Source organism: Streptomyces sp. NPDC002580, from assembly GCF_042889485.1.
Lineage (GTDB): Bacteria > Actinomycetota > Actinomycetes > Streptomycetales > Streptomycetaceae > Streptomyces.
Genome location: NZ_JBIAQZ010000006.1, coordinates 392,788 through 408,185, shown reverse-complemented (window position 1 = coordinate 408,185; position 15,398 = coordinate 392,788). Strand labels below are relative to the sequence as shown.

The 15,398-nt window shown below is 70.5% G+C and carries 14 protein-coding genes; 1 reads left to right on the top strand and 13 read right to left on the bottom strand.

Features of this window, described 5'->3' with window-relative positions:
• Positions 1-116: 116 nt before the first annotated feature.
• The 13 genes from metK to pyrR form a co-directional block, all read right to left on the bottom strand.
• Positions 117-1,325 carry a methionine adenosyltransferase gene (gene metK / locus ACFYW7_RS21110; protein ID WP_389504440.1) on the bottom strand — a complete coding sequence of 403 codons (1,209 nt, stop codon included), beginning with the start codon at positions 1,323-1,325 and terminating at the stop codon, positions 117-119.
• Positions 1,326-1,563: 238 nt separating this feature from the next.
• Positions 1,564-2,766, bottom strand: coding sequence for a bifunctional phosphopantothenoylcysteine decarboxylase/phosphopantothenate--cysteine ligase CoaBC (gene coaBC, locus ACFYW7_RS21105; RefSeq protein WP_389504438.1), 1,203 nt, complete (start codon positions 2,764-2,766; stop codon positions 1,564-1,566).
• A 93-nt stretch (positions 2,767-2,859) separates the two neighbouring features.
• Complete coding sequence (rpoZ, locus tag ACFYW7_RS21100) at positions 2,860-3,132, bottom strand: DNA-directed RNA polymerase subunit omega (RefSeq protein WP_389504436.1); 273 nt, start codon at positions 3,130-3,132, stop codon at positions 2,860-2,862.
• 37 nt (positions 3,133-3,169) lie between these two features.
• Complete coding sequence (gmk, locus tag ACFYW7_RS21095) at positions 3,170-3,763, bottom strand: guanylate kinase (protein WP_389504434.1); 594 nt, start codon at positions 3,761-3,763, stop codon at positions 3,170-3,172.
• A 37-nt stretch (positions 3,764-3,800) separates the two neighbouring features.
• A complete protein-coding gene (locus ACFYW7_RS21090) occupies positions 3,801-4,124 on the bottom strand; it encodes an integration host factor (RefSeq protein ID WP_081223334.1) in 324 nt (107 codons plus the stop codon).
• Between the two features lie 306 nt (positions 4,125-4,430).
• On the bottom strand, positions 4,431-5,273 hold the full coding sequence (gene pyrF, locus ACFYW7_RS21085) for an orotidine-5'-phosphate decarboxylase (RefSeq protein ID WP_389504432.1): 843 nt from the start codon (positions 5,271-5,273) through the stop codon (positions 4,431-4,433).
• Positions 5,270-6,376, bottom strand: coding sequence for a quinone-dependent dihydroorotate dehydrogenase (locus ACFYW7_RS21080; RefSeq protein WP_389504663.1), 1,107 nt, complete (start codon positions 6,374-6,376; stop codon positions 5,270-5,272). Before ACFYW7_RS21080 ends, pyrF begins: the two co-directional genes overlap by 4 nt.
• A gap of 115 nt (positions 6,377-6,491) precedes the next feature.
• Positions 6,492-9,800, bottom strand: a complete 3,309-nt coding sequence (gene carB / locus ACFYW7_RS21075) for a carbamoyl-phosphate synthase large subunit (protein ID WP_389504430.1) — start codon at positions 9,798-9,800, stop codon at positions 6,492-6,494.
• Positions 9,793-10,965: a glutamine-hydrolyzing carbamoyl-phosphate synthase small subunit gene (gene carA, locus ACFYW7_RS21070; RefSeq protein WP_389504427.1), complete on the bottom strand. Its 1,173-nt coding sequence runs from the start codon at positions 10,963-10,965 to the stop codon at positions 9,793-9,795. The genes carB and carA overlap by 8 nt, the downstream gene beginning before the upstream one ends.
• The gene (locus ACFYW7_RS21065) at positions 10,962-11,519 is read right to left on the bottom strand and encodes a hypothetical protein (protein WP_389504660.1); all 558 of its coding nucleotides are present in this window, start codon (positions 11,517-11,519) and stop codon (positions 10,962-10,964) included. Before ACFYW7_RS21065 ends, carA begins: the two co-directional genes overlap by 4 nt.
• 14 nt (positions 11,520-11,533) lie before the next feature.
• The gene (locus ACFYW7_RS21060) at positions 11,534-12,820 is read right to left on the bottom strand and encodes a dihydroorotase (protein ID WP_389504424.1); all 1,287 of its coding nucleotides are present in this window, start codon (positions 12,818-12,820) and stop codon (positions 11,534-11,536) included.
• Between the two features lie 5 nt (positions 12,821-12,825).
• The gene (locus ACFYW7_RS21055) at positions 12,826-13,803 is read right to left on the bottom strand and encodes an aspartate carbamoyltransferase catalytic subunit (protein ID WP_389504422.1); all 978 of its coding nucleotides are present in this window, start codon (positions 13,801-13,803) and stop codon (positions 12,826-12,828) included.
• Between the two features lie 82 nt (positions 13,804-13,885).
• Positions 13,886-14,476 (bottom strand): bifunctional pyr operon transcriptional regulator/uracil phosphoribosyltransferase PyrR, encoded by a 591-nt coding sequence (pyrR, locus tag ACFYW7_RS21050; RefSeq protein ID WP_389504420.1) that lies wholly within the window; start codon positions 14,474-14,476, stop codon positions 13,886-13,888.
• A 254-nt stretch (positions 14,477-14,730) separates the two neighbouring features.
• On the opposite strand from pyrR, the gene bldD reads away from it, so the two are divergent.
• A complete protein-coding gene (bldD, locus tag ACFYW7_RS21045; protein WP_037621142.1) occupies positions 14,731-15,231 on the top strand; it encodes a transcriptional regulator BldD in 501 nt (166 codons plus the stop codon).
• Positions 15,232-15,398: the final 167 nt, after the last annotated feature.

The following is a 15,398-nucleotide window of genomic DNA, read 5'->3' as shown; positions in this document are numbered from 1 at the left end:
GCCGCCCTTCGGGCCCCGCCGCGCTCCCTACCACCCGGCGGCCTAAAACACCAGCGCGTTTCGCCCCGCCACCCGGGGGGGGGCGGGCCCCCACGGCTCGACGAAGCCGTCGGGAACTACAGGCCGGCGGCCGCGCGCAGCGCGTCCACCCGGTCCGTGCGCTCCCACGTGAAGTCGGGCAGCTCGCGGCCGAAGTGGCCGTAGGCGGCGGTCTGGGCGTAGATCGGGCGGAGCAGGTCGAGGTCGCGGATGATGGCCGCCGGGCGGAGGTCGAAGACCTCGGTGATGGCGGTCTCGATCTTCTCCGCGTCGACCTTGGCGGTACCGAAGGTCTCGACGAACAGACCGACCGGCTCGGCCTTGCCGATGGCGTAGGCGACCTGGACCTCGCAGCGCGAGGCGAGGCCCGCGGCGACGACGTTCTTGGCGACCCAGCGCATGGCGTACGCGGCGGAGCGGTCGACCTTGGACGGGTCCTTGCCGGAGAAGGCGCCGCCGCCGTGGCGGGCCATGCCGCCGTAGGTGTCGATGATGATCTTGCGGCCGGTGAGGCCGGCGTCGCCCATCGGGCCGCCGATCTCGAAGCGGCCGGTCGGGTTCACCAGCAGGCGGTAGCCCTCGGTCTCCAGCTTGATGCCGTCGTCGAGGAGCGCCCTCAGCTCCGGCTCCACCACGAACTCGCGGATGTCGGGAGCGAGCAGGGACTCCAGGTCGATGTCGGACGCGTGCTGCGAGGAGACGACGACGGTGTCCAGACGGACCGCCTTGTCGCCGTCGTACTCGATGGTGACCTGGGTCTTGCCGTCGGGGCGCAGGTACGGGATGGTCCCGTTCTTGCGGACCTCGGACAGCCGCCGCGAGAGCTTGTGCGCGAGGTGGATCGGGAGCGGCATCAGGTTCGGGGTCTCGTCGGTCGCGTACCCGAACATCAGACCCTGGTCGCCGGCGCCCTGTCGGTCCAGCTCGTCCTCGTCACCCTCGACCCGCGACTCGTACGCGGTGTCGACTCCCTGCGCGATGTCCGGGGACTGGGAGCCGATCGACACCGACACGCCGCAGGACGCTCCGTCGAAGCCCTTCTTCGACGAGTCGTAGCCGATCTCCAGGATCTTGTCGCGGACCAGCTGGGCGATCGGCGCGTACGCCTTGGTCGTGACCTCTCCGGCCACGTGCACCAGGCCGGTCGTGATGAGCGTCTCCACGGCGACCCGGGACGTCGGGTCCTCGCGCAGGAGCGCGTCGAGAATGGTGTCACTGATCTGGTCAGCGATCTTGTCGGGGTGACCCTCGGTGACTGACTCCGAGGTGAACAAGCGACGGGACACAACGCTCCCTGTGGTTGCAGCGGCTGCTGGCTGATCATTGGCGGACGTGACGGGGGCTGCGCCCGCCGTCGTCCGAGAACAGTTTATCTGTCGCACCCAGCCGCGGGACCCCTGTCTCGCCTCTCGAAACCCCTGTGACCTGCGGCACGGGCATTCTGCGCCATGTCTGTAGCTCTTTTCCAGGGCCGCCACGCCCGTTTTCGCGAACTTTGTGGTGACGGGTGTGCCGGACGGGCCTTCACACCAGTCGGCGTGTCACGAGGTCCCACACGGTCTCGGCCAGTGCTTCCTTGGGTCCGTGGGGCACCGGGGTCTCGCTGCCGTCGGCCCCGAGCACCACCGCCTCGTTCTCCTCCGAGCCGAAGGTCTTGCGCTCCCCCACCTCGTTCACCACCAGGAGGTCACAGCCCTTGCGCCGCAGTTTGGTCCGTCCGTTGGCGAGGACGTCGTCGGTCTCGGCGGCGAACCCCACCACCACCTGGCCGGGGCGCGGACGGTCCGCGGAGATCTCCGCGAGGATGTCGGGATTGCGGACCAGGACGATCGGCGCCGGCTCCTGGCCGTCCTTCTTCTTGATCTTCCCCGCCGCGTACGCCTGGGGGCGGAAATCCGCCACCGCGGCCGCCATCACCACCGCGTCGGCGTCCGGGGCCGCCTTCAGCACGGCCTCCCGCATCTGGACGGCGGTACCGACCTGGACGACGTCGACCCCGGCCGGGTCCGCGAGGCCCGTGTTCGCGGCGATCAGGGTGACCCGGGCGCCGCGCGCGGCGGCGGTGCGGGCGAGCGCGTAGCCCTGCTTGCCGGAGGAGCGGTTGCCGAGGAAACGGACCGGGTCGAGGGGCTCACGGGTACCGCCCGCGCTGACGACGACATGGCGGCCGGCGAGGTCGGGCTCACCGGCCCCGCGGGCCAGGACACGGCGGCAGACCTCGAAGATCTCTCCGGGGTCGGGCAGCCGCCCCTTGCCGGTGTCCACGCCGGTCAGACGTCCCACGGCGGGCTCGACGACGACGGCGCCACGCCGCCGCAGGGTGGCCACGTTCTCCTGCGTCGCCGGGTGCTCCCACATCTCGGTGTGCATCGCGGGCGCGAAGACGACCAGGCAGCGGGCGGTGAGCAGGGTGTTGGTGAGGAGGTCGTCGGCCAGGCCGTGGGCGGCCTTGGCGAGCAGGTCGGCCGTCGCGGGGGCCACCACCACGAGGTCGGCGTGCTGCCCGATGCGGACGTGCGGGACCTCGTGGACGTCCGTCCAGACCTCGGTGGAGACGGGGTGGCCCGAGAGGGCCGACCAGGTGGCGGCGCCGACGAAGTGCAGCGCGGACGCGGTGGGCACGACGCGCACGTCGTGGCCCGACTCGGTCAGTCGTCGCAGCAGCTCACAGGCCTTGTACGCGGCGATGCCACCGCTGACCCCCAGAACGACCCTCGGCTTGTCCACCGTCTCTCCCCGCGCTCGGAAACGTACGACTCCATGACACACCACAGGCCCGGCGGTCGCGCCGCCGGGCCTGGGATGAGTGTGTGAGAACGACTACTGAGCGGGGCCCTCGACGGCCTCGGAGGTCAGCAGACCCGCGTTGATCTCGCGCAGCGCGATCGACAGCGGCTTCTCGTGGACGTGGGTGTCCACGAGCGGACCGACGTACTCGAGGAGGCCCTCGCCGAGCTGCGAGTAGTACGCGTTGATCTGGCGGGCGCGCTTGGCCGCGTAGATCACCAGGCTGTACTTGGAGTCGGCGGCCTCGAGAAGCTCGTCGATCGGAGGGTTGATGATGCCCTCGGGAGCGGTGATGGAAGAGGACACGCTCTGCCTTCCGAAAGGTGGAAATTGACCTGAAAGATCAAACAACTTCCACCAAGGCTAGCAGCTCGCGCGCCACGTCCTCGACGGAGGTATTGACAAGGGTGACGTCGAACTCCGATTCGGCCGCCAGTTCGATCTTGGCCGCGCCCAGGCGACGCTCGATCACCTCGGGAGATTCGGTGCCCCGGCCGGTGAGCCGTCGCACCAGTTCGTCCCAGGAGGGCGGGGCCAGGAACACGAGCAGCGCCTCCGCCATGGACTCGCGGACCTGCCGGGCGCCCTGGAGGTCGATCTCCAGGAGGAGCGGCGCACCCGACTCCAGGTGCTCCAGGACGGCGGCCCGCGGAGTGCCGTAGCGGTTGCCGGCGAATTCGGCCCACTCCAGGAGCTCGCCGTTGGCGATCAGCTTGTCCATCTCGTCGTCGGAGACGAAGAAGTAGTGGACGCCGTGCTTCTCGCCGGGGCGCGGCTTGCGGGTCGTCGCCGACACCGAGAGCCAGACCTCGGGGTGAACCTTGCGCATATGAGCGACGACCGTGCTCTTGCCGACCCCTGAGGGGCCGGAGAGCACGGTCAGCCGCGGACGTACGTCCGGGGGTACGGGGGTCGTCCCCCGGGGTGTTACAGCCATACGGCGATTATTCCAGCAATCCCGGTGTGCCCAGGACTCAGGCGCCGGAACCGCCGAACTCACGCTCCAAAGAGGCGATCTGATTCGAGCCGAGACCGCGCACGCGGCGGCTTTCGGAGATCCCGAGTCGCTCCATGATCTGCTTGGCGCGGACCTTGCCCACGCCCGGCAGGGACTCCAGGAGCGCGGAGACCTTCATCTTGCCGACGACGTCGTTCTCCTGGCCCTGCTTGATGACCTCGTGGAGAGAAGCACCGGAGTGCTTGAGTCGATTCTTGACCTCGGCCCGCTCCCGGCGAGCCGCGGCGGCCTTTTCGAGCGCGGCTGCGCGCTGTTCAGGGGTAAGGGGCGGAAGAGCCACGCCTACGTCACCTCGGATGTCGAACTGTCGGATACGGACCGGTGCGGAACCTGGTCGCCCCGCACCTGGGGGCCACGGGCGACACGCTTGCCCGATCTCCCCCTGCCCTTGAGGCCAGGGGAGGTGCCCCACTCGACGGAGACTAGCGGGCAAGTGCGCCGGAGTCAGCGAGAACAGAGGAAAAGTCCTGGTCAGCCTCCCTGGCGCCCGACATTTCCGACATACCTCCCCGGATTTGAGAATGTATTCAGACTCGGGACGCCCGCGAGCCACTCATCAGGGGGACCTCGAACGGCTGTCGGAGCCTCAAGCGGCCGCTACAGCCTCCCTGATCTCCTGCGCGAAGCCCTCCGCCGACTCGCGCAGCGCCACGATGTCGGGACCGTGACGCAGAACACCCCGGCTCACGTTCGGGACGACGTTGCGCACGGCCGCCCCGAAGACGCCCGCGAGATCCGCCGCCGCCGCCCCCTGGGCCCCGATGCCGGGCGCGAGGAGCGGGCCGTTGATGTCCAGGTCGTAGGAGGAGAGATCGCCCAGGGTGGCGCCGACGACCGCCCCGAAGGAGCCGAGGGGCGTCTCGCCCGCGTTCTCGGCCGCCAGGTGTCCGAGCATCGTCGCGCCGACACTGCGTCCGTCGGCCCGGACGGCGTGCTGGACCTCGCCGCCCTCCGGGTTGGAGGTGAGCGCGAGGACGAAGAGTCCCGCCCCGCTCTCGCGGGCGAGCTCCACCGCGGGCTTCAGCGAGCCGTAGCCCAGGTAGGGCGACACCGTCAGGGCGTCCGAGAAGAGCGGCGCGTCCTTGCGCAGGAAGGTCTCGGCGTACGCGGCCATCGTCGAGCCGATGTCACCGCGCTTGGCGTCCATGACGACCAGCGCCCCGGCCTCCCGCGCCTCCGCGACCGACTTCTCCAGGACGGCGATCCCGCGCGAGCCGAACCGCTCGAAGAAGGCGCTCTGCGGCTTGAGGACGGCGACCCGCTCGGCGAGCGTCTCGACGACCGTGCGGCTGAATCGCTCCAGGCCCGCGATGTCGTCACCGAGTCCCCAGTCGGCGAGCAGGGAGGCGTGCGGGTCGATGCCCACGCACAGGGGGCCGCGCTCGTCCATGGCGCGGCGCAGGCGGGCGCCGAAGGGTTCCAGGCTCATGCGGACTTCCTCACGTCGGCGCCGACCGCGTCGGCGAGGGTGGCGTACGGGCTCGTCCGCAGACGGGCGGCGAGCCCCTTGTGGACGGCGCGGCCCCAGAAGGGACCCTCGTAGATGAAGGCGCTGTAGCCCTGGACCAGCGTGGCGCCGGCCAGGATGCGCTGCCAGGCGTCCTCGGCGTTCTCGACGCCTCCGACGCCCACCAGGGTGATCCGGTCGCCCACACGCGCGTAGAGGCGGCGCAGCACCTCCAGGGAGCGCGCCTTGAGCGGCGCGCCCGAGAGCCCGCCGGTCTCCTTCACCAGGGAGGGGTCGGACGTCAGCCCGAGTCCCTCGCGGGCGATGGTCGTGTTCGTGGCGATGATCCCGTCCAGGCCGAGCTCGACGGCAAGGTCGGCGACGGCGTCGACGTCCTCGTCGGCGAGGTCCGGCGCGATCTTGACGAGGAGCGGGACGCGCCGGTCGGTGACGGCACGGTCGGCGGCCTCGCGCACGGCGCTGAGCAGCGGCCGCAGCGCCTCGGTGGCCTGGAGGTTCCGCAGCCCCGGGGTGTTCGGGGAGGACACGTTCACCACGAGGTAGTCGGCGTGCCGGGCGAGCCGCTCGGCCGACTTCACGTAGTCGCCGACGGCCTCCTCCTCGGGGACGGTCTTGGTCTTGCCGATGTTGACGCCCACGACGGCCCGGAAGACGGGCGTACGGGCCGCCAGCCGCTCGGAGACGGCCGCGGAGCCCTCGTTGTTGAATCCCATGCGGTTGATCAGCGCGCGGTCCGGCACGAGGCGGAACAGCCGCTGCTTGGGGTTGCCCGGCTGCGCCTCCCCGGTGACCGTGCCGATCTCGATGTGGTCGAAGCCGAGCATCGACATCCCGTCGATCGCCACGGCGTTCTTGTCGAAGCCGGCCGCGAGCCCGAAGGGGCCGTGCATGCGCAGCCCGAACGCCTCGGTGCGCAGCTCCTCGTGACGGGGCGCGAGCGCGGCGGCGACGAAGGTGCGCAGGACGGGGACGCGGGCGACGAGCCGGATCCAGCGGAAGGCCAGGTGGTGCGCCTGCTCCGGGTCCATCCGCTTGAAGACGAGGTCGAAGAAGAGCTTGTACATGATCATGTCCTCGAAAGTGCCCGGTGAGGGGCGCCTCTTGAAGGGGCAGGGGCTTCGTGAAGAGGGAGGCCTCATGAAGAGGGGGACACCGTTTCCGGTGTCCCCCTCAGGGCCGCTAGTCGCGCGCCGCGGTCAGATGCTCGGCGTGTTCCTGGAGCGACCGCACGCCCACGTCGCCGCGGTTGAGCGCGTCGATGCCCTGGACGGCGGCGGCGAGCGCCTGGACCGTCGTGAGGCACGGGACCGACCGGGCCACGGCCGCCGTGCGGATCTCGTAGCCGTCGAGACGGCCACCGGTGCCGTACGGCGTGTTGACGATGAGGTCGACCCCGCCGTCGTGGATGAGCTGGACGATCGTCTTCTCGCCGTTCGGGCCCTCGCCCTCGCTCTGCTTGCGCACGATCGTGGCGTTGATGCCGTTGCGCTTGAGCACCTCGGCCGTGCCGGAGGTGGCGAAGAGCTCGAAGCCGTGGGCGACGAGTTCCCGCGCCGGGAAGATCATCGAGCGCTTGTCGCGGTTGGCGACCGAGATGAAGGCGCGGCCCTTGGTCGGCAGCGGACCGTACGCGCCCGCCTGCGACTTGGCGTACGCCGTCCCGAACACCGAGTCGATGCCCATGACCTCACCGGTGGAGCGCATCTCCGGGCCGAGCACGGTGTCGACGCCGCGTCCGTGGATGTCGCGGAAGCGTGACCACGGCATGACGGCCTCCTTGACGGAGATCGGCGCGTCGAGCGGCAGGGTGCCGCCGTCGCCGTTCGCCGGGAGCAGGCCCTCGGCGCGCAGCTCGGCGACGGTCGCGCCGAGCGAGATGCGGGCGGCGGCCTTCGCGAGCGGCACCGCGGTCGCCTTCGAGGTGAAGGGGACGGTGCGCGAGGCGCGCGGGTTGGCCTCGAGGACGTAGAGGATGTCGCCGGCCATGGCGAACTGGATGTTGATCAGTCCGCGGACCCCGACGCCCTTGGCGATGGCCTCCGTGGAGGCCCGCAGGCGCTTGATGTCGAACCCGCCGAGCGTGATCGGGGGCAGGGCGCACGCCGAGTCGCCGGAGTGGATGCCGGCCTCCTCGATGTGCTCCATGACGCCGCCGAGGTAGAGCTCCTCGCCGTCGTACAGCGCGTCGACGTCGATCTCGATGGCGTCGTCGAGGAAGCGGTCGACCAGGACCGGCCGGGTGGGGCTGATCTCGGTGGACTCCGCGATGTAGGACGACAGCCGGGTCTCGTCGTAGACGATCTCCATGCCGCGCCCGCCGAGGACGTACGAGGGCCGGACGAGGACGGGGTAGCCGATCTCGTCGGCGATGGCCTTGGCCGCGGCGAAGGTGGTGGCGGTGCCGTGCTTGGGGGCCGGCAGGCCGGCCTCCGCGAGGACCTGTCCGAACGCGCCGCGGTCCTCGGCGGCGTGGATCGCCTCGGGCGGGGTGCCCACGATCGGCACGCCGTTGTCCTTCAGCGCCTGCGCGAGGCCGAGCGGGGTCTGGCCGCCGAGCTGCACGATGACGCCCGCGATCGGGCCGGCGAGCGACTCCGCGTGCACGATCTCCAGCACGTCTTCGAGCGTGAGCGGCTCGAAGTACAGGCGGTCGGAGGTGTCGTAGTCCGTGGAGACGGTCTCGGGGTTGCAGTTGACCATCACGGTCTCGTAGCCCGCGTCGCTGAGCGCGAAGGAGGCGTGGACGCAGGAGTAGTCGAACTCGATGCCCTGGCCGATGCGGTTCGGACCGGAGCCCAGGATGATCACCGCGGGCTTCTCGCGGGGCGCGACCTCGCTCTCCTCGTCGTAGGAGGAGTAGAAGTACGGCGTGTTCGCGGCGAACTCGGCGGCGCAGGTGTCGACCGTCTTGTAGACCGGGCGTACGCCCAGCGCGTGCCGCACCTCGCGGACGACGTCCTCGCGCAGGCCGCGGATCTCGGCGATCTGCGTGTCGGAGAAGCCGTGCCGCTTGGCCTCGGCGAGCAGCTCGGGGTAGAGCTTGTCGGCGGCGGCCAGCTCGTCCGCGATCTCCTTGATCAGGAAGAGCTGGTCGACGAACCACGGGTCGATCTTCGTGGACTCGAAGACCTCCTCCTGCGTGGCGCCCGCGCGGATGGCCTGCATGACGGTGTTGATGCGGCCGTCGGTGGGACGGACGGCCTCGCGCAGCAGTTCGGCCTTGTCACCCGGCTCACCCACGAAGGTGAACTGGCTGCCCTTCTTCTCCAGCGAACGGAGCGCCTTCTGGAGCGCCTCGGTGAAGTTGCGGCCGATCGCCATGGCCTCGCCGACCGACTTCATGGTCGTCGTCAGCGTGGAGTCGGCGGACGGGAACTTCTCGAAGGCGAAGCGCGGGGCCTTCACGACGACGTAGTCGAGGGTCGGCTCGAAGGAGGCCGGGGTCTTCTCGGTGATGTCGTTCGGGATCTCGTCGAGCGTGTAGCCGACGGCGAGCTTGGCCGCGATCTTGGCGATGGGGAAGCCGGTCGCCTTGGAGGCGAGCGCCGAGGACCGGGAGACGCGCGGGTTCATCTCGATGACGATGATGCGGCCGTCGTCGGGGTTGATCGCGAACTGGATGTTGCAGCCGCCGGTGTCGACGCCGACCTCGCGGATGATCGCGATGCCGATGTCGCGCAGCCGCTGGTACTCGCGGTCGGTCAGCGTCATCGCCGGCGCGACGGTGATGGAGTCGCCGGTGTGGACACCCATGGGGTCGAAGTTCTCGATGGAGCACACGACGACGACGTTGTCGTTCTTGTCGCGCATCAGCTCCAGCTCGTACTCCTTCCAGCCGAGGATCGACTCCTCCAGGAGCACCTCGGTGGTCGGGGAGAGCGTGAGGCCCTGGCCGGCGATGCGGCGCAGCTCCTCCTCGTCGTGCGCGAAGCCGGAGCCCGCGCCGCCCATGGTGAAGGAGGGGCGGACGACGACGGGGTAGCCGCCGAGCGTGTCGACGCCCTTGATCACGTCGTCCATGGTGTGGCAGATGACGGACCGGGCGGACTCGCCGTGCCCGATCTTCTCGCGGACGGCCTCGACGACGCCCTTGAAGAGCTCGCGGTCCTCGCCCTTGTTGATCGCCTCGACGTTGGCACCGATCAGTTCGACGCCGTACTTCTCCAGCACACCCTGCTCGTGCATGGAGATCGCGGTGTTGAGGGCCGTCTGGCCGCCGAGGGTCGGCAGCAGGACGTCGGGGCGCTCCTTGGCGATGATCTTCTCGACGAACTCGGGGGTGATCGGCTCGACGTAGGTGGCGTCGGCGATCTCCGGGTCGGTCATGATCGTCGCCGGGTTGGAGTTGACCAGGATGACCCGCAGGCCCTCGGCGCGCAGGACGCGGCACGCCTGGGTGCCGGAGTAGTCGAACTCGGCGGCCTGACCGATGACGATCGGGCCGGAGCCGATGACCAGGACGGACTGGATATCGGTGCGCTTAGGCACGCTGGCCCTCCATCGGAGCTGTGTTCATCAAAGACGTGAAGCGGTCGAACAGGTAGGCCGCGTCGTGCGGGCCCGCCGCCGCCTCGGGGTGGTACTGGACGCTGAAGGCCGGCTGGTCGAGCAGCTGGAGGCCCTCCACCACGTTGTCGTTGAGACAGACGTGGGAGACCTCGGCGCGGCCGTAGGGGGTCTCGGAGACCTTGTCGAGCGGGGCGTCGACGGCGAAGCCGTGGTTGTGCGCGGTGACCTCGACCTTGCCGGTCGTCCGGTCCTGCACGGGCTGGTTGATGCCGCGGTGGCCGTACTTCAGCTTGTACGTGCCGAAGCCGAGGGCCCGGCCGAGGATCTGGTTGCCGAAGCAGATGCCGAAGAGCGGGGTCTTGCGGGCGAGCACTTCGCGCATGACCGCCACGGGACCGTCGGCGGTGGCCGGGTCGCCGGGGCCGTTGGAGAAGAAGACGCCGTCCGGGTTCACGGCGTAGATGTCCTCGGCGGTGGCCGTGGCGGGCAGCACGTGCACCTCGATGCCGCGTTCGGCCATCCGGTGCGGGGTCATGCCCTTGATGCCCAGGTCGACCGCGGCGACGGTGAACTTCTTCTCGCCGATCGCGGGAACGACGTACGGCTCCTTGGTGGCGACCTCGGCGGCGAGGTTCGCGCCCTTCATCTCGGGAGCCTGGCGCACCTCGGCGAGCATGGTGCCCGCGTCGGGCAGCGCGTTGCCGGAGAAGATGCCGACGCGCATGGCGCCGCGCTCGCGCAGGTGGCGGGTGAGGGCGCGGGTGTCGACACCGCTGATGCCGACGACGCCCTGGGTGCGCAGCTCCTCGTCCAGCGAGCGCCGGGAGCGCCAGTTGGAGGGCACGCGCGCGGGGTCGCGGACGACGTATCCGGCGACCCAGATCCGCTTCGACTCGGGGTCCTCGTCGTTGACGCCGGTGTTGCCGACGTGCGGGGCGGTCATCACGACGACCTGGCGGTGGTACGACGGGTCGGTGAGGGTCTCCTGGTAGCCGGTCATGCCGGTGGAGAACACCGCTTCGCCGAAGGTCTCCCCCACGGCCCCGTAGGCACGGCCGTGGAAGACCCGGCCGTCCTCGAGGACGAGTACGGCGGGAAGCGCCTTCTGCCTCTGCGAGGCGTTCCCCTGGGTGGAGGTCGTCATCGTGCGCCTTCCGTTTCCGTCTTGTCGGTCTTGCCGGTCATGTCGTTCAGGGCGTCGACCCATTCGCCGTGCTCGGCCGCGCGATCCGAGCGGAATCCGGAGTCGAGGAGCCGGTCGCCGTGCGACCAGGTGACGACGAGGAGTCCGCCCTCGGTGAGGACCTTGCCCGCGATGCCCTTGTCGAGCCGGGCCCCGCGCAGCCGCGAGGCCGGGACGAAGAAGTCGTTCGCGCCGGGGCGTACGACGGCCAGTCCCGCGTCCGTCAGGGTGAGCTCGGCCAGGCTGCGGTTGCCCAGGCCGTGCGCCACGATGCGGTCGAGCCACTGCCCGGCGGTGGTGGAGCCGTGGTAGCGGCCGCTCATGCCCAGTCTCACCGGGCCGGGGTCTTCCGGCACGGCGGGCAGCTCGGGCAGGTCGCCCTGGAGGGTGCCGCGCCACTTCCAGCCCTCGCGCATCAGCCAGTAGACGAGCGCGACGAAGAGGGCGAGGCCGACGAGCCAGCCGATCCGGGCGGCCCAGTCGGTCACTTCCGCCGACTTCTTCTCGGCGGCCATGAGGAGGAGAGGTGTCACGCGAGCTTCCCGTCGACGAGGGTGGCCTTGCCCCGCAGCCAGGTGTGGCTGATCCGGCCCGGCAGCTCGCGGCCCTCGTAGGGGGTGTTGCGGCTGCGCGAGGCGAAGCCGGCGGGGTCCACGGTCCCACGGTATGCGGTGTCGACCAGCGTGAGGTTGGCGGGCTCGCCTGCCGAGACGGGACGTCCGTGGCCGGCCGCACCGCCGATCGCGGCGGGCTTGACGGACATGCGGTCCGCGACGCCGGCCCAGTCGAGCAGTCCGGTCTCGACCATCGTCTGCTGGACGACGGACAGCGCGGTCTCCAGGCCGACCATGCCCATCGCCGCGGCGGCCCACTCGCAGTCCTTGTCCTCGTGCGGGTGCGGCGCGTGGTCGGTGGCGACGATGTCGATCGTGCCGTCGGCGAGCGCCTCGCGCAGCGCCATGACGTCCCGCTCGGTGCGCAGCGGCGGGTTCACCTTGTAGACCGGGTTGTACGACCGCACCAGCTCGTCCGTGAGGAGCAGGTGGTGCGGGGTGACCTCGGCGGTGACGTCGATGCCGCGGGACTTGGCCCAGCGGACGATCTCGACGGACCCGGCGGTCGACAGGTGGCAGATGTGGACGCGGGAGCCGACGTGCTCGGCGAGCAGGACGTCGCGGGCGATGATCGACTCCTCGGCGACCGCGGGCCAGCCGCCGAGTCCGAGCTCTGCGGAGACGACGCCCTCGTTCATCTGGGCGCCCTCGGTGAGGCGGGGCTCCTGGGCGTGCTGCGCGACGACGCCGCCGAAGGCCTTCACGTACTCGAGCGCGCGGCGCATCATCACCGCGTCGTCGACGCACTTGCCGTCGTCGGAGAAGACCGTGACGCCGGCCGCGGACTCGTGCATCGCGCCCAGTTCGGCGAGCTTCTTGCCCTCCAGGCCGACGGTGACGGCGCCGATCGGCTGCACGTCGCAGTAGCCGTGCTCCCGGCCGAGCCGGTAGACCTGCTCGACCACGCCGGCGGTGTCGGCGACGGGGAAGGTGTTGGCCATGGCGAACACGGCGGTGAAGCCGCCGCTCGCCGCGGCACGCGTGCCGGTCAGCACGGTCTCGGAGTCCTCGCGGCCCGGCTCGCGCAGGTGGGTGTGCAGGTCGACGAGGCCCGGCAGCAGCACCTTGCCGTCGGCCTCCACGACCTCCGCGCCCTCGGCGGACAGGCCGGTGCCGACGGCCTCGACGACCTCGCCGTCGATCAGGACGTCCTGCGGCTCGCCGCCGAGCACCCTGGCACCACGGATCAGGATCTTGCTCATGATTCTTACTTCTCCTCGGTACGGGTGTGGGTGACGGCGGGCTCGTTGCCGCCCAGGAGCAGGTACAGGACGGCCATCCGGATGGAGACACCGTTGGCGACCTGCTCGACGACGGTGCAGCGGTCGGAGTCGGCCACCTCGGCGGTGATCTCCATGCCGCGGACCATCGGGCCGGGGTGCATCACGATGGCGTGCTCGGGCATCTTCGCCATCCGGTCGCCGTCGAGCCCGTAGCGACGCGAGTACTCGCGCTCGGTCGGGAAGAACGCCGCGTTCATCCGCTCGCGCTGCACGCGCAGCATCATCACCGCGTCGGACTTGGAGAGGGTGCTGTCGAGGTCGTAGGAGATCTCGCAGGGCCAGCTCTCCACGCCGACCGGCACCAGCGTGGGCGGCGCCACGAGGGTGACCTCGGCGCCGAGGGTGTGCAGCAGGTCGACGTTGGAGCGGGCGACGCGGCTGTGCAGGACGTCGCCGACGATCGTGATGCGCCGGCCGGCCAGGTCCTGGCCGATCCCGGCGTCCCGGCCGACGAGCCGGCGGCGCATGGTGAAGGCGTCGAGCAGGGCCTGCGTGGGGTGCTGGTGGGTGCCGTCGCCCGCGTTGATGACGGCTGCGTCGATCCAGTCCGAGGTGGCGAGCCGGTACGGGGCTCCGGAGGCGCCGTGCCGGATGACGACGGCGTCCACCCCCATGGCCTCCAGGGTCTGGGCGGTGTCCTTCAGGGACTCGCCCTTGGAGACGCTCGACCCCTTGGCGGTGAAGTTGATGACGTCCGCGGAGAGGCGCTTCTCGGCGGCCTCGAAGGAGATCCGGGTGCGGGTCGAGTCCTCGAAGAAGAGGTTGACGATCGTGCGGCCGCGCAGGGTCGGCAGTTTCTTGATCGGCCGGTCGGCGACCCGGGCCATCTCCTCGGCGGTGTCGAGGATCAGGACGGCGTCGTCGCGGGTGAGGTCGGCGGCCGAGATGAGATGACGCTGCATCTGTCAGGCTCCGTAAGGAAATTCAGGGAGGATTCGGGCATGCGGGCGCGCGGGAGCGCACTCGGCGGCGGGGGCCGGAGTGCTACTGCGGCTCGCCCGGGGAGGTCCGCTTGGCACCGAGCAGCACGGTGTCGCGACCGTCCTCCTCGGCGAGCTGGACCTTGACCGTCTCCCGCAACGACGTGGGGAGGTTCTTGCCGACGTAGTCGGCGCGGATGGGCAGTTCGCGGTGGCCCCGGTCGACGAGGACGGCGAGTTGCACGGCGCGCGGGCGTCCGATGTCGTTCAGCGCGTCGAGCGCGGCGCGGATGGTGCGGCCGGAGAAGAGCACGTCGTCGACGAGGACGACCAGGCGGCCGTCGATGCCGTCACCGGGGATCTCCGTGCGGGCCAGCGCGCGGGGCGGGTGCATGCGCAGGTCGTCCCGGTACATCGTGATGTCCAGGGAGCCGACCGGGATCTTGCGGCCGGTGATCTCCGCGAGCTTGTCGGCCAGCCTGCGGGCCAGGAAGACGCCCCTGGTCGGAATGCCGAGGAGCACCACGTCGTCGGCGCCCTTGGCGCGCTCGACGATCTCGTGGGCGATGCGGGTCAGCACCCGTGCGATGTCGGGCGCCTCGAGAACGGGCCGCGCATCGGCTTCGTACTGCTGCTTGTCGTGCTCGGTGTCCATAAGAAACGGACCTCCTTCTCCGCCTCACGGGACGGATCATTAAAGGACGTCGGAATTGCGCCATCAACGGTACCAGCCCCGCAACGCACCTGATCACATCCCTTTGAGCCACCTCCCGTGACGCCCGTGCGGCGGCCGGTCCGAAATCGTTCGGCTTGACGGGGGAGAGTAACGCTGCGTAACCTCACAGTGAGTCACCAGAGTGACCAGCCGCGCGGCGGAGCCGCACGTTGATACAGCGTCCGGGGAGCTATATGTCCAGCGAATACGCCAAACAGCTCGGGGCCAAGCTCCGCGCGATCCGCACCCAGCAGGGCCTTTCCCTCCACGGCGTCGAGGAGAAGTCCCAGGGCCGCTGGAAGGCGGTCGTGGTCGGTTCGTACGAGCGCGGCGACCGCGCCGTCACGGTGCAGCGCCTCGCCGAACTGGCGGACTTCTACGGAGTCCCGGTCCAGGAGCTGCTGCCCGGAACCACTCCCGGCGGGGCCGCCGAGCCGCCGCCGAAGCTGGTTCTCGACCTCGAGCGGCTGGCCCACGTGCCGGCCGAGAAGGCGGGCCCCCTGCAGCGCTACGCGGCGACGATCCAGTCGCAGCGCGGCGACTACAACGGCAAGGTGCTGTCGATCCGCCAGGACGACCTGCGCACCCTCGCCGTGATCTACGACCAGTCCCCCTCGGTCCTGACCGAACAGCTGATCAGCTGGGGCGTCCTGGACGCGGACGCGCGTCGCGCGGTCGCCCACGACGAGGGCTGATCCCCTAGGGCCAGCTCAGCAGAAACGTGGCGCCCGGGGGGGGGGGGCGCCCCCCGGGGGCGCCCCCCCCCCCCCCCGCGGGGGCCCCCCCCCCCCCCCCCCCCCCCCCCCCCCCCCCCCCCCCCCCCCCCCCAACAGCGGGGCCCCCCCCCGGGGCGACGGCCCCC